This window comes from Rothia sp. LK2492, from assembly GCF_040946345.1.
GTDB lineage: Bacteria > Actinomycetota > Actinomycetes > Actinomycetales > Micrococcaceae > Rothia > Rothia endophytica.
The window spans coordinates 92,304-110,942 of record NZ_JAYWLX010000008.1; the positions used below are offsets into that span (position 1 = coordinate 92,304).

15 protein-coding genes and 6 tRNA genes are annotated in these 18,639 nt (G+C 57.0%); 15 read left to right on the forward strand and 6 right to left on the reverse strand.

The features are described from left to right. Window positions 1-66 precede the first annotated feature (66 nt). Entirely contained in the window at window positions 67-1,596 is a 1,530-nt protein-coding gene (locus VVR27_RS09375; RefSeq protein WP_368548104.1) for an alanine/glycine:cation symporter family protein, read from the reverse strand. 324 nt (window positions 1,597-1,920) lie between these two features. On the opposite strand from VVR27_RS09375, the gene dxs reads away from it, so the two are divergent. Beyond that, entirely contained in the window at window positions 1,921-3,897 is a 1,977-nt protein-coding gene (gene dxs / locus VVR27_RS09380; protein WP_368548105.1) for a 1-deoxy-D-xylulose-5-phosphate synthase, read from the forward strand. A gap of 78 nt (window positions 3,898-3,975) precedes the next feature. Here dxs and VVR27_RS09385 read toward each other — a convergent pair whose 3' ends face one another. From VVR27_RS09385 to msrB, 3 genes are all read right to left on the reverse strand, one after another. Then, the gene (locus tag VVR27_RS09385; protein WP_345445612.1) at window positions 3,976-4,449 is read right to left on the reverse strand and encodes a Rieske (2Fe-2S) protein; all 474 of its coding nucleotides are present in this window, start codon (window positions 4,447-4,449) and stop codon (window positions 3,976-3,978) included. A 3-nt stretch (window positions 4,450-4,452) separates the two neighbouring features. Then, the gene (locus tag VVR27_RS09390; protein WP_368548106.1) at window positions 4,453-5,760 is read right to left on the reverse strand and encodes an HRDC domain-containing protein; all 1,308 of its coding nucleotides are present in this window, start codon (window positions 5,758-5,760) and stop codon (window positions 4,453-4,455) included. 87 nt (window positions 5,761-5,847) lie between these two features. Beyond that, complete coding sequence (gene msrB / locus VVR27_RS09395) at window positions 5,848-6,270, reverse strand: peptide-methionine (R)-S-oxide reductase MsrB (RefSeq protein ID WP_368548107.1); 423 nt, start codon at window positions 6,268-6,270, stop codon at window positions 5,848-5,850. 173 nt (window positions 6,271-6,443) lie between these two features. Between msrB and VVR27_RS09400 the strand changes: the two genes are divergently transcribed. Beyond that, a complete protein-coding gene (locus VVR27_RS09400; RefSeq protein ID WP_368548108.1) occupies window positions 6,444-7,712 on the forward strand; it encodes an alpha/beta hydrolase family protein in 1,269 nt (422 codons plus the stop codon). Here VVR27_RS09400 and ybaK read toward each other — a convergent pair whose 3' ends face one another. Then, window positions 7,713-8,207 (reverse strand): Cys-tRNA(Pro) deacylase, encoded by a 495-nt coding sequence (gene ybaK / locus VVR27_RS09405; protein WP_368548109.1) that lies wholly within the window; start codon window positions 8,205-8,207, stop codon window positions 7,713-7,715. It abuts the gene before it with no gap. 134 nt (window positions 8,208-8,341) lie between these two features. Between ybaK and zapE the strand changes: the two genes are divergently transcribed. Beyond that, entirely contained in the window at window positions 8,342-9,394 is a 1,053-nt protein-coding gene (gene zapE / locus VVR27_RS09410) for a cell division protein ZapE (protein ID WP_368548110.1), read from the forward strand. Window positions 9,395-9,523: 129 nt separating this feature from the next. Here zapE and VVR27_RS09415 read toward each other — a convergent pair whose 3' ends face one another. Beyond that, window positions 9,524-10,093 carry a GNAT family N-acetyltransferase gene (locus tag VVR27_RS09415; protein ID WP_346871713.1) on the reverse strand — a complete coding sequence of 190 codons (570 nt, stop codon included), beginning with the start codon at window positions 10,091-10,093 and terminating at the stop codon, window positions 9,524-9,526. Between the two features lie 219 nt (window positions 10,094-10,312). Here VVR27_RS09415 and VVR27_RS09420 point away from each other — a divergent pair. The 12 genes from VVR27_RS09420 (at window position 10,313) to VVR27_RS09475 (ending at window position 18,488) form a co-directional block, all read left to right on the forward strand. Continuing rightward, a tRNA-Gly gene (locus VVR27_RS09420) sits at window positions 10,313-10,385 on the forward strand. Between the two features lie 23 nt (window positions 10,386-10,408). Further along, a tRNA-Val gene (locus VVR27_RS09425) sits at window positions 10,409-10,480 on the forward strand. 47 nt (window positions 10,481-10,527) lie between these two features. Beyond that, window positions 10,528-10,600, forward strand: a tRNA-Gly gene (locus tag VVR27_RS09430). Between the two features lie 206 nt (window positions 10,601-10,806). After that, window positions 10,807-10,879: transfer RNA gene (locus VVR27_RS09435), tRNA-Gly, on the forward strand. A gap of 50 nt (window positions 10,880-10,929) precedes the next feature. Next, window positions 10,930-11,003 (forward strand) — tRNA-Cys (locus VVR27_RS09440). A 1-nt stretch (window position 11,004) separates the two neighbouring features. Next, window positions 11,005-11,076, forward strand: a tRNA-Val gene (locus tag VVR27_RS09445). A gap of 312 nt (window positions 11,077-11,388) precedes the next feature. Then, window positions 11,389-12,102, forward strand: a complete 714-nt coding sequence (locus VVR27_RS09450; protein ID WP_368548111.1) for a succinate dehydrogenase cytochrome b subunit — start codon at window positions 11,389-11,391, stop codon at window positions 12,100-12,102. Between the two features lie 14 nt (window positions 12,103-12,116). Then, entirely contained in the window at window positions 12,117-14,057 is a 1,941-nt protein-coding gene (locus tag VVR27_RS09455) for a fumarate reductase/succinate dehydrogenase flavoprotein subunit (RefSeq protein WP_368548112.1), read from the forward strand. Then, window positions 14,054-14,806, forward strand: a complete 753-nt coding sequence (locus tag VVR27_RS09460) for a succinate dehydrogenase/fumarate reductase iron-sulfur subunit (RefSeq protein ID WP_368548113.1) — start codon at window positions 14,054-14,056, stop codon at window positions 14,804-14,806. Before VVR27_RS09455 ends, VVR27_RS09460 begins: the two co-directional genes overlap by 4 nt. 99 nt (window positions 14,807-14,905) lie before the next feature. Further along, window positions 14,906-16,372 carry a DASS family sodium-coupled anion symporter gene (locus VVR27_RS09465; protein ID WP_368548114.1) on the forward strand — a complete coding sequence of 489 codons (1,467 nt, stop codon included), beginning with the start codon at window positions 14,906-14,908 and terminating at the stop codon, window positions 16,370-16,372. A gap of 37 nt (window positions 16,373-16,409) precedes the next feature. Further along, the gene (locus VVR27_RS09470) at window positions 16,410-17,216 is read left to right on the forward strand and encodes an MOSC N-terminal beta barrel domain-containing protein (RefSeq protein ID WP_368548115.1); all 807 of its coding nucleotides are present in this window, start codon (window positions 16,410-16,412) and stop codon (window positions 17,214-17,216) included. A 93-nt stretch (window positions 17,217-17,309) separates the two neighbouring features. Beyond that, entirely contained in the window at window positions 17,310-18,488 is a 1,179-nt protein-coding gene (locus tag VVR27_RS09475; protein ID WP_368548116.1) for a CapA family protein, read from the forward strand. Window positions 18,489-18,639 lie beyond the last annotated feature (151 nt).

Genomic DNA, 18,639 nt, shown 5'->3' on the forward strand with positions numbered 1-18,639 from the left:
ACAGCGCCCCCGCTCACAGAAAGTGAGCGGGGGCGCTGATATAAGGAACGTGCTAAGGAGTGAGCGCTACTTGTTCTGAACCGGGATTGCTCCGGTCTTCACGTCGTAGTAGTTCTCCCAGAAGTCTGCGTTCTTGATGCCCAGGGGACGGGGGTCAAACATGGGGTCCAGACCCTGCTTCTTCTGCTGTTCGTAGTCACGCAGAACCTGCAGGGCAGGTTTCTGAATCACCAGGATGCCCAAAATGTTGAGCCAAGCCATGAGACCCACCCCGATGTCGCCTAACGCCCAGGCAGAGCCTGAGGAGGACACGCAACCCAGTACAGTCGCTACAAGAATGAGAAGCTGCAAGCAACGGAGCAGGACGTTGGATGCAACCTGGTTGTTGAGGTTGCGGGTGAGGTAACGCAGGTTGGTTTCTGCCATGTAGTAGTAGGCAATAATTGTGGTGAAGGCGAAGAAAGCCAGTGAAATAGCGATGAAGATGGGGCCAGCGCCAGGGATGAAAGTGTCAAAAGCGTTCTGCGCGAAAGCGGGACCAACGGTAACGTTTTCTGCCAGGCCGCCCGCGCCTTCAGCTAGTACCGGTGATTCAATTGAGCCACCCTCGTAGACGCGGTACATACCGGTCGACAGAATGAGGAATGCTGTTGCTGAGCAAACAAAGAGAGTGTCAATGTAGACCGCCATAGCCTGAACGAAGCCCTGAGCGGCGGGATGCTTGACCTCAGCTGCTGCAGCTGCGTGAGGGCCGGTGCCCTGGCCAGCTTCGTTGGAGTAGATGCCGCGCTTGACGCCCCACTCAATAGCGGTGCCGACGATGGCGCCGAAGGTAGCGTTCAGACCAAATGCTGAGGTGAAGATCAGGTTGATGACATCACCGAGCATACCGATATTAACGAAGGCCACAATCATGGCGAGAATGATGTAAATGATAGCCATGATGGGCACTACTACCGAGGCAAAGGTAGCAATACGTTTGACGCCACCGACCACAATGAAAGCCAGCAGGATGGTGATGCCGGTAGCTGCCATCCAGGGGTGAACGGACGGGAAGGCACCTTCCATAGAAGTTGCAATACCGTTAGCCTGCACACCGGGGAGGAAGAAACCACAGGCAAGAACCGTGGCGAAAGCAAAGATTGAGGCGTAAACCTTAAAAAGCCCAGCGTACTTGGTGTGCTTGTAGGCCTTCTCAAAGTAGTAGGCGGGACCACCACGGTATTCACCGGTAATCTTGTCGCGTTCTTTGAAAACCTGACCCAGGGTAGATTCGATAAAGGATGTAGATGAACCTAGGAAAGCAACCGTCCACATCCAGAAGACTGCACCGGGGCCACCAAAAGCAATAGCGGTTGCAACGCCAGCGATATTGCCGGTGCCCACGCGACCTGCAAGTGACATCGCTAGAGCCTGGAAGGAGGAGACTCCGTCTTTGGAAGATTCGCCTTTGAAAGTGCAGCGAATCATGGTGGGTATTTGCCGGATCTGCAACAACCGGGTGCGAATGGTGAAATACACACCTACTGCTAGGCAGAGATAGACAAGTACGGGAGACCAGATTATTCCGTTCACCCAGTCAATGACTGCAGTCATGATTTGTATCCGTTCGTGTGGGGCTAGCTGATAATGCTAGCTGTGTAATGATGCCAGTCTCTGCGGCGTATAAAACTGTGTCATACCGCTTAATGTGAGCTGTTGAACACTGATAATAAACGCTGGGTCAGACTTATGGAAGCAGCCACGCGCCCGGAAACTTAAACGAAACACAAAAGGGAGGCCTAATGTTTGCCTCGTAAAATCGCTAATCGTTCGGTGAGCGGGTAAAGTTACATTCCTGTACGACATAGTTTAATGACCGGTGAGCAGTGCTGAGCTACCAGAGATGCTTGGGTAAATCCGGTCCTTTAGGGAGCAACCGTGGGACTACTTGAAACGATCCGCGAACCGGGCGACCTCAACAGCCTAACTGCCTTACAGCTCACTGAGTTGGCGCAGGAGATTCGGGAATTTCTGGTGAAAACTGTTTCTCAGACCGGTGGGCACCTGGGCCCTAACCTTGGGGTCGTAGAGCTAACTGTGGGTATTCACCGTGTCTTTAGCTCACCACGTGACTCTCTCATCTTTGACACCGGGCACCAGTCCTACGTTCACAAACTGCTGACCGGACGGCAAAATTTTGAAACTCTGCGCCAAAAAGGTGGCCTAGCTGGTTACCCTGAGCGAGCTGAATCTGAACACGATATCGTCGAGTCATCTCACGCGTCCTCATCGCTGTCCTGGGCCGACGGCATCTCTCGCGCGCGCCAGCTGGCAGGAGAAACTGACCGCTACACCGTTGCTGTTATTGGTGATGGAGCATTAACCGGTGGCATGGCCTGGGAAGCTATCAATAACATTGCGGCAGACAAGAACCGCAAGGTAGTTATTGTGGTCAATGATAACGGCCGGTCCTACGCACCTACAGTGGGCGGCTTTGCCAACCAGCTAGCAGCCCTGCAATACGAACTGCAAAACAAGCTGGACAAGGTTCGCCTTGATAGTCGCTACGAGCGCACCCTGACCACCGCCCGGGAGAAACTTCAGCAGGGCGGGCCACTCGGTCGCATGGTTTACCAGGGCCTGCACGGTATGAAAGCCGGGATTAAGGACGTCATGGTGCCCGGCGGTATCTTCGAGGACCTGGGTATGAAGTATGTGGGCCCGATTGACGGGCATGATCTTGAAGCCATTGAATCAGCGCTTGAATCTGCCAAGAACTTTGGTGGCCCCGTGATTGTTCACGCAATCACTGAGAAGGGGCACGGTTACGCGCCTGCCGTCAATGATAAGGACGACATGTTCCACGCCGTGGGCGTGATTGACCCCGAAACGGGTGAAGCTCTAGCTAAGCCCTCGGATAAGTCCTGGACCTCGGTCTTTGCCCAGGAAATCAAAGAGATTGCCGACGAACGCAAAGATATCGTGGGTATCACCGGAGCCATGCTGATTCCGGTGGGCCTCAAGCCTATGGCCGCAGCCCACCCTGACCGGGTCATCGACGTGGGAATCGCCGAACAGCATGCGATTGCCATGAGCGCCGGTCTAGCCTACGGCGGGCAGCACCCGGTCATCGCCCTATACGCGACCTTCCTCAACCGCGGCTTTGACCAGTTGCTCATGGACGTCGCGCTCCACAAGGCGGGTGTGACCATTGTGCTAGACCGTTCAGGTGTTACCGGCCCCGACGGCGCCAGCCACCACGGTATGTGGGATCTGGCCCTGCTGCAATTCATCCCGGGTCTGCACCTGGCAGCACCGCGCGACGCCGTAACACTGCGCGAAGAACTGCGTGAAGCAGTCGCTATCGAGGACGCCCCCAGCGTGGTGCGCTACCCCAAGGGCTCGGTAGGTACAGACATCCCTGCTCTTGAGCGACTGCCGGATGGCACTGATATCCTCGCACGTACCGGCGAACCGCACACCGAAACCGGTCAACGCGATGTCTTGTTGATTGGTGTGGGAGCCTTTGCGCGCCTGGCTCTGCAGGTGGCCGAACTCCTTGAAGACCGGGGTGTTACCCTTACCGTGATTGACCCCCGCTGGGTCATGCCTGTGCCGTCTTACGTGGTTGATCTTGCCGGGCAACACCGCATCGTGGTGTCAATGGAGGATGGCGTGCGGGCAGGTGGTGTGGGTTCTCGCATCCGTCAGGAAATGCGAGCAGCAGGTATCGATACCGCACTCAACGAGTTGGGTCTGCCCGCTGAATTCATCAAACATGCTGAGCGTCACGAAATTCTTGAAGAAGTTGGACTGACACCCCAGAAGATTAGCTCTGATATCCTGGCCCAGCTTTCTGGCACCATGGTTCCCTTTGCTCGAGGTGAAGGTGAAAAGCCCAAACATACTCTCTAAACTACCCTAGCGGTGGGTAACAGATACAGAAAAGGCCGGGGATAGTTATCCCCGGCCTTTTGAGTCGACTGGAAGGCTTTAGCCTACCCAGATACGGTCGCCCTTAATTTCAAGGGGGAATTCTGGTAAAGCTGTTTCAGCCGGACCACCCTGGGGCGCGCCGTCCTCAGTGGAAAAGACAGAAGCGTGACAGGGGCAGTTTATGGTCTTTTCTTTCTGCGCGTTAACCTGGCAACCCTGGTGGGTGCAGACGGACGAGAACGCATGGAAGGTGCCTTCGGTAGGCTGAGTAATCATCACGCTGGTTCCCTGAGCGGTAGCTTTAATAACGCCGCCCACCGGCACATCTGCTACAGCCGCCATGTCAGTGGGCTCTGCAGGGGCACCGGGGTCGATGGAGGCAGCGGTGGCATCGGAATCCATGGAGGAGCCGCATGCGGTAAGAGCTAGAGCTCCTGCACCAGCGCTAACAGCACCAACTGCTGCGCGGCGCGTCATTCCAGGGTTTTCAGTGATTTCTTTGGCTGATGAACAACCACAGGTATTGCACACGGTTTACTCCTTAGAGGTAGAGGGGGCAGACCCCAGAATCTCACCAAAAATCTCAGCAAGAGAGCCTACTACCACTTCAATTTGCCACTCTCGGGCTCCCAATTCAAGCAGGGCTGACCTAAGTTGCGCGGCGGTTGGCTCGGCGGGAGGGTCCCAGCAGAGACGGCGCAGAGTATCAGGCGACAAGAGGTTTTCCTGGGGCAGGGCAAGCTCCTCTGCCAGGGCGACTATAGCAGGTTTAGCCTCAGCAAAGAGCTGGGCTGATAGAGGGCGCTTAGTCTCCCACGCCTTGAGCGGTGGTGGCCCTTCTGCCGGGGTGGTGAAGGGAACCGGTTGGGCATCGTTTTTTGCGTCGGCAATTGCCCGAACCCAGCGCGGAGCCTCTCGCTTGAGGGCACGGGTCTGGAAACCCGGAACCTGTAAAATTGCGGGAACCGAACGGGGCATGAGCCGGGCTGCTTGAATCAGAGCGGGATCGGGCAGCAGGCGCTTAGGCGCTACGTCTTTTGTTTGGGCAAGACGTTCACGCTCGTACCAGAGGTTGCGCAACGCGGTCAGCTGACGGCGGTTCTTTAGCTCTCTGATTCCCTTAGTTTTACGCCAGGGGTCCTTTTTGGGCTCCCTTTCCCAGACCTCGCACTCATACCTAAACTCTTCAAGGGCGTATCCGAGTTTATCTTGCTCTCGCAGCACCTCTTCAACAGCATCGCGCAGGTCCAGCAGAATCTCGACGTCCAAGGCGGCGTAGTTGAGCCACTCTTCGGGGAGGGGCCGCTTAGACCAGTCAACCGATGAGTGCTCCTTAGCCAATTTGAAACCCAAAAGGTTTTCTACCATGAACCCCAGGCCAACGCGCTCGAAGCCGGCCAGACGTCCGCCCATTTCGGTATCAAAAAGAGCGTCGGGGTGCATCCCCAGTTCAGCCAGGCAGGGGAGGTCCTGAGTAGCAGCATGCAATACCCACTCCACACCTGAGAGAGCATCATTGATGGGGGAGAGATCCTCAAAAGCTTCGGGATCAATGAGGATGACACCCGACTCGCCGCGCTTGAGTTGCACCAGAAAGGCACGCTGCCCGTATCTAATCCCCGAGGCGCGTTCGGTATCGACAGCGACCGGGCCGGTTTGCTCTGATAATAGCTGAGCAACCCTTCTCAGCCCGCGTTCGGTATTAATCACGCTGGGTGTGCCACCAGCGGGAGCCTCAAGCTTGACTAGATCAGGAATCTGAAGGCTACTGGGTAGCCCAAAGTCGCTGCTCACGGGCCCGGTGGGTGCCGCCGAAGCACCGGGGGTAGTAGATGCGGGCATGGGCCAACTCTCTTTCGCGGCGGTAGACATACTCAACTATTATGCCACTTTGTAGAAAACGGCTCCTAAGTCTGAGTTAAGCGCGGTTTACTTCTGTACAGGCTTCTCTTCGAGAGTAAGACAAATAGAGTTGATGCAGTAGCGCAGGTCGGTGGGCGTAGCATAACCTTCACCCTCGAAAACGTGCCCCAGATGGGAATCGCAAGCTGCACAGCGCACCTCGGTACGCACCATGCCCATGCTACGGTCCTGGATGTAACGCACGCTTGACTCGGCTGCAGGTTCATAAAAAGAGGGCCAACCGCAGTGGCTCTCAAATTTCTCGCTAGAGCGAAAGAGCTCAACCCCGCAGGCTCGGCACGAATAGACACCTTCAGTGGTGGCGTCCCAGTATTCGCCGGTAAAGGGACGCTCGGTGCCGCCCTCGCGCAATACGGCATACTCGGTGGGATTCAGCACAGATTTCCAGTTCTTAACCACAGAGCCAACGCCGGGCTTAAAATCGTTCACGATAATGCCTTTCTTTTTTCAATAGAGGATACTTTTTACCCTACCTCTAGTAGCGTGCCGGCACACCTTCTTATTCCCGCTTCATCCCCACCCAGGGCATCTGCCCTGCCCGAGCGATGAGGTTGAGCACACCAACCCCGGCCGCTTAACTCCAGTGTTCTAAACTGGTCACTATGGTTCAACTAAGCCCTGAAGAAAAACCCGCGAAAATGTGGAAACCGCTGACCTTTGGCCTGGTATCTGGTGCGACCTTGGCTACCGTTGGTCTGGCAGGCTCAGCTGGTCTAGCTACCTATTTCGCTCGGCGCGTGGTGGTCCCTCCCAAAACCCCGGGAGAGGACGTGCGGGTACACTCCCTGGGGTATGACTCTGTTGATATCGCCGAGGGACAAGAACCGAGCAGTATCAGAATAGACGCCACAGACCGAACACGCGCTCGCGGCAATTACGGCTTCTACTTTTCGGGTGGAGCGGGCTTTGCGGTGCTGGGGGAGGTCACCAGTTACTCACCCAAAGATCAGACCGTCACCCGTCAGATTCTAAAAATTATGCGTGGCGATATCTCAGACATCGAGCGGGGGCGGCTGAGTGGAGTGGTAGCACCCCACCCTAGGGATGCGGGCTATGCTTCTGAAGATATTGAGCTTAATCTGCCGGTTGGGCCCGCCCCTGCCTGGCTGGTTCGGCCCGGTGCGTCCCTCACTGCGCTGCCAGATCAGAAGGCTGAAAGTAGCAGTACTACCCCTAGCTCAACCTGGGTCATCATGGTGCACGGTATGGGCGCAACCAGGGCTGAAACCCTGCGTGCCCTGAGCGCAACGCAGGCCCTGAGCCTCACCTCTTTGCACATGAGCTACCGCAATGACCGCGAAGCTCCCGCCTCAGAAGACGGCAGATACGGTTTAGGGTTCACGGAGTGGCGTGATGTTGAGGTTGCCATCGACTACGCCTTGGAGCACGGCGCGGACGATGTGGTACTTTTTGGGTGGTCCATGGGTGGGTCTATTTCCCTGCAGGCTGCCGATAAGGCGCGCAACCGACAGCACGTTAGGGCACTCGTATTGGACGGCCCCGCCCTTAACTGGATTGAACTAATTCAGTACCACTCTCAACTCAACAAAATGCCCCTGCGTATTGGCCAGCTGGGTGTTTCAATGATTACCCACCCTGCGCTCAAGGTCTTCACCGGGCTCAAAGATCCCATCCGGCTAGAGGAAATCTCCTGGCCACACCGGGCTTCATATATTAAGGTACCTACCCTCATCATGCACTCAGTCGATGATGCCTATGTGCCGGTTGGCCCTTCACAGGAGCTCGCCACAAAGTCAGCCCTCGTCGATTTCGTCCCCTTCGAGGCGGCATCCCACACCCGCGAGTGGAACGTGGACCCCGTCAAGTGGGAGCGGACTGTGATTGACTGGCTAGGGCCCCGTCTTGGCTAGCTAGGAAGTTGCGATATCAGCGTAGGAACCGGCGGTGATCGCCACCAGATCATCGCCGGTTAGCTCTACATCCAACCCTCTTTTGCCTCCCGAGACCAACACAGTGTCAAAAAGCTGGGCAGATTCATCGACCAGCGTCGGGTGGGCAGTCTTCTGCCCCAGGGGCGAGATCCCTCCCACCACATAGCCCGTGCGTTTCTGAGCGACCGCTGGATCAGCCATGACCGCGTTCTTCCAACCCAGCGCCGCAGCGGCAGCTTTGAGGTTAAGCTTGCCCCCCACCGGCACCACACAGACCGCGAAATCCTGCTCGTGATTAATCATCAGGGTCTTGAAAACCTGTTCGGGGGAGCGGCCCAGCTTCTGGGCAGCTTCAACCCCAAAATTGGTTTCCCCGGCAGTGTGTTCATACTCCCGCACCTCAAAGTGCACCCCTGCGCCCTGCAAAACAGCTAGCGCGGCAGTAGCAGCAGCGGTCTTCTTCTTTTTAGCCATGAGACAACCTTTCTCTACTACCCATCAACCCTAGTACCCTCGCGGCAGAGCGCAACATTGGGTAAAAGTGGGGTGCAGCACTAGACTAAGCCTGTAAGAATCACCGACACGCACACGGGATGAGAGTCACGCCCTTGGTCACCACCGTCCACCTCACTGATCGCACTCCCAACGTCTCAGCAGACGAACTGCTGGCGGGCTTCCGCCCCTCCGAACGATTCGGTGAGGTCTCCTTTGACACCTACCGCCCTGACCCCACCCAGCCCTCACAGCAGCAAGCTGTGGACGCCCTCCGAGCCTTTGGTGCCAGCATCAACGGAGGAAGTGCAGCAACAGGCGGCTTCTTCGGCAAGCTTTTCGGTGGAACCAAGAAAAAACCAGCGACTAAGGCCGGGCTCTACCTGGACGGCGGCTTTGGCGTTGGCAAAACCCACCTGCTGGCCTCCCTTTGGCACTCAGTAGAAGGCCCCAAAGCCTTTGGTACCTTCGTGGAATACACCAACCTGGTGGGTGCCCTCACTTTCCGCAAAACTGTAGAAGCCCTCTCTGCCTACAAGCTGGTCTGCATCGACGAATTTGAACTCGATGATCCCGGTGACACCGTGCTCATGTCTCGACTCATGCGCGAACTAGCAGAGGCTGGCGTCAAGCTGGTCGCCACCTCTAACACCCTGCCCGGATCCCTCGGCGAAGGCCGTTTCGCCGCGGCTGACTTCAAACGTGAAATCCAAGTGCTGGCCGAACAGTTTGACGTCATCCGAGTAGACGGTGAGGACTTCCGCCACCGCGGCCTACCCGCAGCCCCCGCCCCCGTCTCTGACACGGACTTTGACACCACCGTCGCCCAAAACTTCGGTGACCTCGGCACCATCGCCATTGACAACTTCCTAGACCTCATCAACCATCTTTCACGCGTGCACCCCTCCCGCTACCGCGAATTTATCACCGGTCTCGACGCTGTCGCCTGGAAGAACGTACAAACCATCGACCAGCAAGCTGTAGCCCTTCGCTTCGTTGTACTCGCCGACCGCCTCTACGACAAAGACCTTCCCATCATCGCCAGCGGCATACCCTTCAACCGCGTCTTCACCCAAGAAATGATGGAAGGTGGCTACCAGAAAAAGTACTTCCGTGCGGTTTCACGCCTTACCGCACTGGCTCGTGAAGGAGTTGGCCAACCGGAGTAGGAGGCGTGAAACCACTCCGTTCGCTCTTTTGAGCTCGCGCGCTCGCTCCCGCTCACTCCGTCCCGCCTCACCGCACTGGCTCGTGAAGGAGCTGGCCAACCGGAGTAGGAGGTGCGAAACCACTTCTTCCTAAACAGGGAATCCCTTCTCGGCCCACTGAGCACGAGTCATGGTAGCTGTTCGCGCCGTTAGCCGAGGCTGCTCACCGCTAGGTAACCGGCGGTCAAACGTCCCCTTGGGTACCGTTCTGATGCCGGCAAAACCCACTGCCAGAGCAGCTTTCTCAGAAGCTATATTGCCCTCAATGGCAGTCCACGTCAGCTGATTCAGACCCATACCCTGAGGGTCAAAGGCAAAACCCATCATGACTGCCAAAGCCTCTCTAAGGATTCCCTTGCCCCGCATCTGCGGTGCCATCCAAAAGCCGACCTCAGCAGCGTCGTGCTCAATATCAAACAAAGTGACCACGCCCGCGAAAACCCCGCTATAGTCAATAGCCCACACCAGCTCACTGCCATTGGACGCCGCAACGCGAGTGTAGTCAATGAACAGACGCGCATTATCCAGGGTGTAGTCCAGGGGAATACTCTTACACCAGCGCACAATCTCAGGATCGACGCAGGCAGCGGCAATAGCTGCAGCGTCCGCATCTCGCAGAGGACGCAAGGTGAAACGCTCAGCAATCAAGCTTGGATACATATCTAACCTCTCCATGCAGTAAACACTTCAATCCTAAATGGCTGTGGCGCAGTGCATAGACTAAAAAATTCTCTTGACTAGGGCGAGAGGTTCAAAAATTTCGCTCTGACTAGTATAAATGAAAATTTATGCGGAGCCTGACCTAATTTGGCAAGTGACCAAAAAGGCTGTAATGTATATACACGTTGGTTCGAAGCGTGAAAACGTAACGAAACATCTGCGGTTGTAGCTCAGTTGGTAGAGCACCACCTTGCCAAGGTGGATGTCGCGAGTTCAAGTCTCGTCAACCGCTCGCAAAACCTTTTACAGGTTTATGCGCGATTGGCGCAGCGGTAGCGCACTTCCTTGACATGGAAGGGGTCACTGGTTCGATCCCAGTATCGCGCACGCATGATACTTAAGTATCGCGTACAGAACTTCGGTTCAACACATATGCGGTTGTAGCTCAGTTGGTAGAGCACCACCTTGCCAAGGTGGATGTCGCGAGTTCAAGTCTCGTCAACCGCTCGCACGAAAACCCCGGTCCCAGCGACCGGGGTTTTGTTTTAACTCTCTCCCAGCAAGCCAGTATGCACCTTCGCGCCGAGCATGCGCTCCAAAATGGCACATTCGCTGCTACTAAAAGGCGCATTCACACGGTAGATATCCATGGGCTGAGAACGGCAACACCACATTTGCCAAGACCCCCACACCTCTGTATAGTAATTCGAGTTGCGGTTGTAGCTCAGTTGGTAGAGCACCACCTTGCCAAGGTGGATGTCGCGAGTTCAAGTCTCGTCAACCGCTCTCACGAAAACCAAAAGTTTTCGCCCCTCAAACCCCAGGTTTGAGCGTGTGGTGAGGTGGTCGAGTGGTTAGGCAACGGTCTGCAAAACCGTGTACGCGGGTTCGAGTCCCGTCCTCACCTCCACGCGCGATTGGCGCAGCGGTAGCGCACTTCCTTGACATGGAAGGGGTCACTGGTTCGATCCCAGTATCGCGCACAAATGATATATGGGTATCTGGTGCTCACTGTTTCATGACAGTGACCACTTCAGGAAATTTTTATTTCCTCGCCAGCTCGGAAAATTTCCTTCCGTCTGGTTCGATCCCAGTATCGCGCACAAAGAAAACTCCCTAGCTTTTAGCTAGGGAGTTTTCGCTTTAAAACCTAAAGGTGAAAACCGAACAAACGTAAAAATTGAACTTAAACGGTTCAAGGTGGCATCTGGTCTAGAAACCAAACTCCAAAAGTGCCAGGCTGGAAATGACGGTTTGAAAGCCCCACACAGGGCACCACCAGCACAGGAATACACATGACTTCGAGAACCCCCGCCGCCAAGCCTCCACTGATCTCCAACGTCCTCGCCAAGTACATTATGGCCATCACTGGCATCGTTTTCGCCCTCTTCGTGATGGTGCACATGTACGGCAATCTCAAAGTCTATAAAGGCCCTGAAGCCTTCAACGACTACGCCCTCTTCCTGCGAACCCTCTTCGAGCCGCTCTTCCCCTACGAGGGTTTTCTCTGGATTTTCCGTGCCGCCCTGCTGGCCTGTCTCATCGGGCACGTAGGTTGCGCTGTCCTCCTCTCAGCACGTGCTAAAAAAGCCCGCGGATCCCACAAGCGCAGGGGCCTTAAAGGCTTCAAATCCTTCACCGCCCGCACTATGCCCGTCACAGGCGTCGTCCTCTTGCTCTTTATCATCTTCCACATTCTTGATCTGACCGCCGGCGTGGGTGTATCACCCACCGAATTCCAGCACGGTAGCCAAGCAGGCAGTTTCGCCTACGAGAATCTGGTCGCTAGCTTCCAACGCCCTGTAGTAGCCCTAATCTACCTTCTTGCCATGGTCATTCTTTTCCTGCACCTAGCTCACGGGCTCTGGGCAGCGGTCTACGACTTTGGTGTGACCGTCAGCGAAAAAGCCCGCTCCTGGGTCATCCTCATTGCCGGTGTGTACGCGCTCATCGTCATGCTGGGCAACATCAGCATCCCCCTTGCCGTGCTCTTCGGGCTAGTGAAATAGAAAGATAAGCAATCATGGTTAACGTCAATATTTCCTACGCAGACCCCGTTGACGGCAAAGTGCCGGACGGACCTCCCTCAACCGCCTGGGCTCGCCGCCGCGACCAATACAAACTAGTCTCGCCCCTCAACCGCCGCAAGTTCAAAGTCATTGTGGTGGGGACCGGTCTAGCCGGTGCCGGCTGTGCCGCGGCACTGGGGGAGCTGGGCTACCAGGTATCTGCTTACACCATTCACGACGCGGCCCGCCGTGCCCACTCGGTAGCAGCCCAGGGCGGCATTAACGCGGCCCGTGCCCGCAAGGTTGATAATGACTCCATCCACCGCTTCGTCAAAGACACCGTCAAGGGCGGGGACTTCCGCGGGCGCGAGGCCGATGTTTTCCGTCTGGCCGAAGAATCGGTGCGCGTCATCGACCACATGAACGCCATTGGCGCCCCCTTCGCCCGGGAGTACGGCGGCCAGCTGACCACCCGATCCTTCGGTGGAGTGCAGGTCTCCCGCACCTACTACACTCGCGGGCAGACCGGGCAACAGCTGCAGGTTTCAGCGTCCCGTTCACTTCAACGCCAGGTTGCCGCCGGTACCGTTACTCTGCATACCCACGAGGAGATGTTGGACCTCATCATCAAGGACGGACGTGCCCGGGGTATCGTCACCCGCAACCTCAAAACCGGTGAGGTGCGAGCGGAAACTGCCCACGCCGTCGTACTGGCAACCGGCGGCTATGGCAACGTTTTTCACCGCTCAACTTTGGCAAAGAACTCCAACGTGACCGCTGCCTGGCGCGCAGTGCGCCGGGGGGCCTACTTTGCGTCCCCCTCCTACATTCAGTTCCACCCCACCGCCTTACCGATTAGCCACAAGTGGCAGTCCAAGACCACGCTGATGTCTGAGTCCCTGCGCAACGACGGGCGGATCTGGGTGCCCAAACTGGCAGGCGATGACCGGCCCGCCAACGCCATTCCCGAGGACGAACGGGACTACTACCTGGAGCGCAAGTACCCTGCCTTTGCTAACCTCACCCCGCGCGATATTGCCTCACGTGCAGCCCGCGAACAGATTGAAAGCGGCCACGGCGTTGGTCCGCTGAAGAACTCGGTTTACCTTGACTTTAGAGACGCCAAGGAGCGTCTGGGCGTCAAAGTGCTGGATGAACGCTACGGCAACCTCTTCGAGATGTACCGGGACGCAACCGGCGAAGACCCCCACGACGTGCCTATGCGTATCGCCCCCGGCGCCCACTTCGCCATGGGCGGGCTGTGGACTGACTACGACCAGATGAGCAACATACCCGGGCTTTTTGTGGGCGGTGAAGCCGGCTGGGGCTACCACGGTGCCAACCGGCTGGGCGCCAACTCCCTGCTCTCTGCCTGTGTAGACGGCTGGTTCACCCTGCCCTACTCGGTCCCCAACTACCTGGCCCAGCACCTGGGGGAAACCCCGCTAGAACCTACCGACCCCGCCGTGCAGGGTGTCCTGAAGGATGTTTCAGAGAGAGTAAACCGACTGATGAAGATTGGCGGTAAAACTCCGGCAGACCGTATCCATGCTGAACTGGGTGAAATCCTCTACGAGGGCTGCGGGGTGAGCCGTACCGAAGCTAAACTCACCGCCGCCATCGAGAAAATCAGGGCTCTGAGAAAGGTCTTCTACACCGACCTCTTTATCCCAGGCAACCCCCAGAGCTTCAACCAGGAACTCGAGCGCGCCGGCCGCCTGGAGGACTACCTGCAGATGGCAGAACTCATGTGCATCGATGCCCTGGACCGCAAGGAATCAGCTGGTGCCCACTTCCGCGAGGAATACCAAACCGAAGAGGGCGAGGCCTCCCGCAACGATGAGGACTGGTGCTTTGTCAGCGTCTGGGAGGAGACCGCAGATGGTGCCCACATCCGCCACGCTGAACCCCTGGACTTCAAAGACATCACCCTAGAAACGAGGAACTACAAGTGAAACTCACCATCGAAGTCTGGCGTCAAGATAACACCGCTACAGCAGGCCGATTTGAAACCTACACTGTTACCGGTGCCTACGAAGAAATGTCCCTGTTAGAGCTCATTGACTACCTCAACGACCAGCTAGTTTCTGAGGGGCACGAGCCGATTGCCTACGAGTCTGACTGCCGTGAAGGTATCTGCGGCACCTGCGGTATCACCGTTAACGACCAGCCCCATGGCCCAGTGCCCAACACGCCCTCCTGCCGTCAGCATCTGCGTTCCTTCAAGGACGGGGATAAGCTCCGCCTAGAGCCCTTCCGGTCCGAAGCCTTCCCCGTCGTCCGTGACCTGGTGGTTGACCGCACCGCCCTGGACGATGTCATCCGCGCCGGCGGTTTTGTCTCGGTGGATGCTGGGACTGCCGCAGATGCCGACTCCATGCAAATCGGTCACGGGCGGGCTGAACAGGCACTCGACTTTTCAGCCTGCATCGGGTGCGGTGCCTGCATCGCAGCCTGCCCCAACGGTTCAGCTAACCTCTACGCTGGTTCAGCGCTGCAAAGCCTTTCCCTGCTGCCTCAGGGGCAAGCTGAACGCTCCTCCCGCGCCCGTAACCTGCTGGCCGAAGCGGATACCCACTTTGGCCCCTGCTCGGTTTACGGTGAATGTGCTGTTACCTGCCCGGCAGGCATCCCGCTTTCAGCTATCGCCGCCGTCAACCGTGAGCGAGCCCGCTCCGCCTTCCGTAAGGGCAAGGACGACTAGCCTCCTCGCTGGGGAATTAACCCTTAGACGGGAGTAGGCTAGGAAGAAAAAATACCTACTTCGAGCGCGTAGCTTGAGGGCTGCGCGAAGAAAGCAACCATGACATCTGCACCACAGCCAGGAGTTCCTGTAGCCCCGGCACCAGCTCGTGAACGAAATATGATGATTGCCAAAATCATAGCGATTTTGGCTGTGACTCTAATTCTTTTCTTCCTGCCTGCCCCCGAAGGGGTCGACCCACGCGGTATGCACATGGCGGGTATTTTTGCCGGTACCATTTTGGGGTTGATTCTGCAGCCCCTGCCTACTGCGTCAGTGGCGCTGATTGGTCTGGCTGCAGCGATGATGACCGGCACCATGGCTGCAAAAGATGAGGCACTGACCGGCTTTGGCAATCCCACCATCTGGCTGATTGTCGCCGCTTTCTTCATTGCCGACGGTTTCTTGATCACCGGCCTGGGGCGCCGTATCGCCCTGATGTTTGTATCCAAGCTGGGGCGCTCGTCCCTGGGCCTTGCCTACGGCATGGCACTGACCGACCTAGTTCTTGCACCGGCTACGCCCTCTAACACGGCTCGTGCCGGTGGCGTGGTCTACCCCATCATCAAATCGCTGGCAATGGTGAATAACTCTGAACCCACCACCACGGACTCCCGCAAACGTCTGGGCTCTTACCTGTCGCTGACCGCGATTCAGGTCAATACCATCACCTCAGCCATGTTCATTACGGCGATGGCGGGCAACCCTCTGGCAGTGGGCTTCGCTGAGCAGCAGGGCGTTCACATTACCTGGGGCACCTGGGCTCTGGGCGCACTGGTGCCCGGTTTGGTCGCTTTGCTGGCTATGCCCTGGGTCATGATGAAAATCTATCCGCCCACCCTGCGCCAGACTCCGGACGCTCCTGCTCACGCTCGTGTGCAACTCAAGGAATCGGGGCCTATGTCCCGCGCCGAAATCATTATGCTGATGACCTTCCTGCTCCTTTTGGCGCTGTGGATTCTAGGCTCAACCATCGGTGTCAATGCCACCTCAGCTGCCTTCTTGGGCATCGCGATTCTGCTGGCCGGCAAGGTACTGACCTGGAACGACATGGCGAAGAATTCCGGTGCCTGGTCCACCCTCATTTTCTTCTCGGTGCTGGTAGCTATGGCAGAACACCTCAACACCCTGGGGGTTATTACCTGGATTGGTAACTCTGTGAGCTCACTGGTCGGAGGCATGCCCTGGCCGCTCGCTTTCGCCGTGCTCTTCCTGGTCTACTTCTACGTCCACTACCTCTTTGCGTCCAACACCGCACAAATTGTCGCCATGTACGCGGTCTTCCTGGCAGCGGCTGTCGCCGCAGGCACCCCGGCGATGTTCGCTGCTCTGATGTTCGGTTTCGCCGGCAACCTGATTGGCGGGTTGACCCACTATGCCTCGGGCCCTGCAGGCGTCATCTTTGGTTCGGGTTACGTTCCCACCAACGAATGGTTCAAAAAGAGCTTCATTGCCTCGGTCGTTAACATCATCATATGGGGTAGCGTTGGCACGCTCTGGCTCATGCTGATCGGCCTGTGGAATTAGCCTTTTGCCGCGCTGTGTGGCTTGTTAAGCTGGGGGTATGCTCCAGCTAACGGTCACACACTTCGGTTTCAGCCCGGTCAAAGGCGCCCGGCACACCGCCCACACGAGGGCGAAACGTGGCCCCGGTGGCATTGTTTTTAATCGCCGCTGGGGTCTTGTTCTGCCCCAGACAGGTAAGGTAGCGCGATCTGTTGCCTACCCGAAACTGGTGCAGGTAGAGAATTCTGTGAGCGAGTGTGGTCACGGGACGGTACTCGAGGTGCGTATCCCGGGGAAGGGTAGCTTCACTCTTGAGCCACTATCCAAGGGAGAAGTCCGGGCTTTTGATTTTTGGGGTCAGCCTAAACGCCTATCCCTCTACGACCACCCGGTCAATAGAGCTCTGTCTGATTTCCTTCACGAGCAGGTGGTGCTGGCCTATGCCCTTGACCCGCTGATTTTTGGCGCCCCGCTGAGTCTGGTAGGTTCTGCCACTTTAGAGGAGCTAGGACGTAGGGTAGAGCTACCTTCTAACCACGAAACCGGCTTGGTGTCGGTGGACGCTGCCCGCCTGCGGTGCAACCTGGTCGTCCAGACGGATGAACCCTTTATTGAAGACACGTGGGCAGGGCAACAGGTTCAGCTACACGTGCTAACCCCCCTAGAGGGAAAGCCGGTTCCTGGCGACTTAGACGGGGTAAAACTCACCCTCGGTGAGCCCATCGGCAGGTGCGCTGTCATCGATACCAACCCGGTCTCAGGCGTCCGCGACATGAAACTGCTCAAGAACCTAGCAGGCTATCGGCCCCGCAATCAGCGCGGAGAACCGGTGGCGGGTGTCTATGCCAACTTCAACGAGACGTAATAAGCGGGAGCAAAGAGGGGCACCGGTAGAGTGGGAAGCATAGTTCTTTCCCACGGTGAAACGAAATGACGCATGAAGAGCCCCCACATAGTTTTGGCTATAGTCGCCGCAACGACCCTCCTTCTCTCCGGCTGTATCGGTCAAGAAACTAGTGAGCCTGCTCAGCAGAGCCCGAACACTCAGAGCTCACCCACCCTCAACGCTGTGGACAACTCAGCAGCCGCTACCGATGATTGCGGTGATGCTAGTTGCGTTTCTCTGACCTTTACCGGTGATTTTTTAGTGCACAACCTCCTGTGGGCTCAGGCCGGTGCTGATGCCCGCTTGACCGGGCAAGAGCTGCTGGATTTTGAGCCGATGATTGCATCTCAAAAGCCCTACTTAGAGAAATCAGATCTGGCCGTGTGCCAAATGGAAACCCCGGTAGCCGTTGAAAGCGGCCCCTACAGCGGCTACCCCAGATTCAATGTACCTCCCCAGATTCTTACGGCGGCAGCTAACATTGGCTGGGACGCCTGCATGACGGCCAGTAATCACTCCATTGATCAGGGGACTGCGGGGCTCGAACGAACCTATAGAGCCGTTGAGGCAGCCGGTATGGGGGTCACCGGCACCAACCTGAGCGAAGATGAATCCCAGCAACCCGATATCTTTGAAAGCGCCAATGGCGTCAAGATTGCGGTGGTTACCGGCACCTACGGGCTTAACGGGCAGGTTCCCGAGCACAACTGGCAGGTAGATATGCTCGACACCAAGACTATGCTCGCTAAGGCTCAACGAGCTAGAGAAAAAGGTGCTGATATCGTGGTCGCCAATATGCACGCCGGTGATGAATACGTCACCGAGCCCAACAACCAACAGGTCACAGTCGCTCGTGAGCTGTCAGATTCCGAGGCCTTTGATCTGATCGTAGGTCAGCACGCTCACACCGTCCAGCCCATCGAAAAGTTCGGGGACACCTGGGTTGTCTACGGCATGGGCAATAACGTCACGGAGCTCTCACCGTCCATCGTCGGTAACAACGAGGGCATTATGGTCAACGCCGTCATGACCCGCGATGATGCAGGGGACTGGTCGGTTAAGGCCCTGCGCTGGGCGCCGAGCATGATGGTCGATGACCCTAGCTACCGCTACTGCATTACCTCACCCAGCGCAGCAGCAAGCTCCTGCGCTGCGCCGGCACGTGCAGCAGCTTCTTACGCGCGGGTTAAACAGGCAGTAGAATCCCGCGGAGGAGTTGCTGATGGGTTGCAGGAATGGGTGCTTAACTAAAAACCAGAGAGCGCAAAGGACACTGGGCACATGGGAGGCAACCTCAGGGGAAAACTGCTCAATGAACCTCTTGGCAAAGACCGCAAAAATGGGAGTGGCGCCCTGAGCAGGTGCCATGGTAAAGGTATCAAAACCCATGATGGAATCCTCA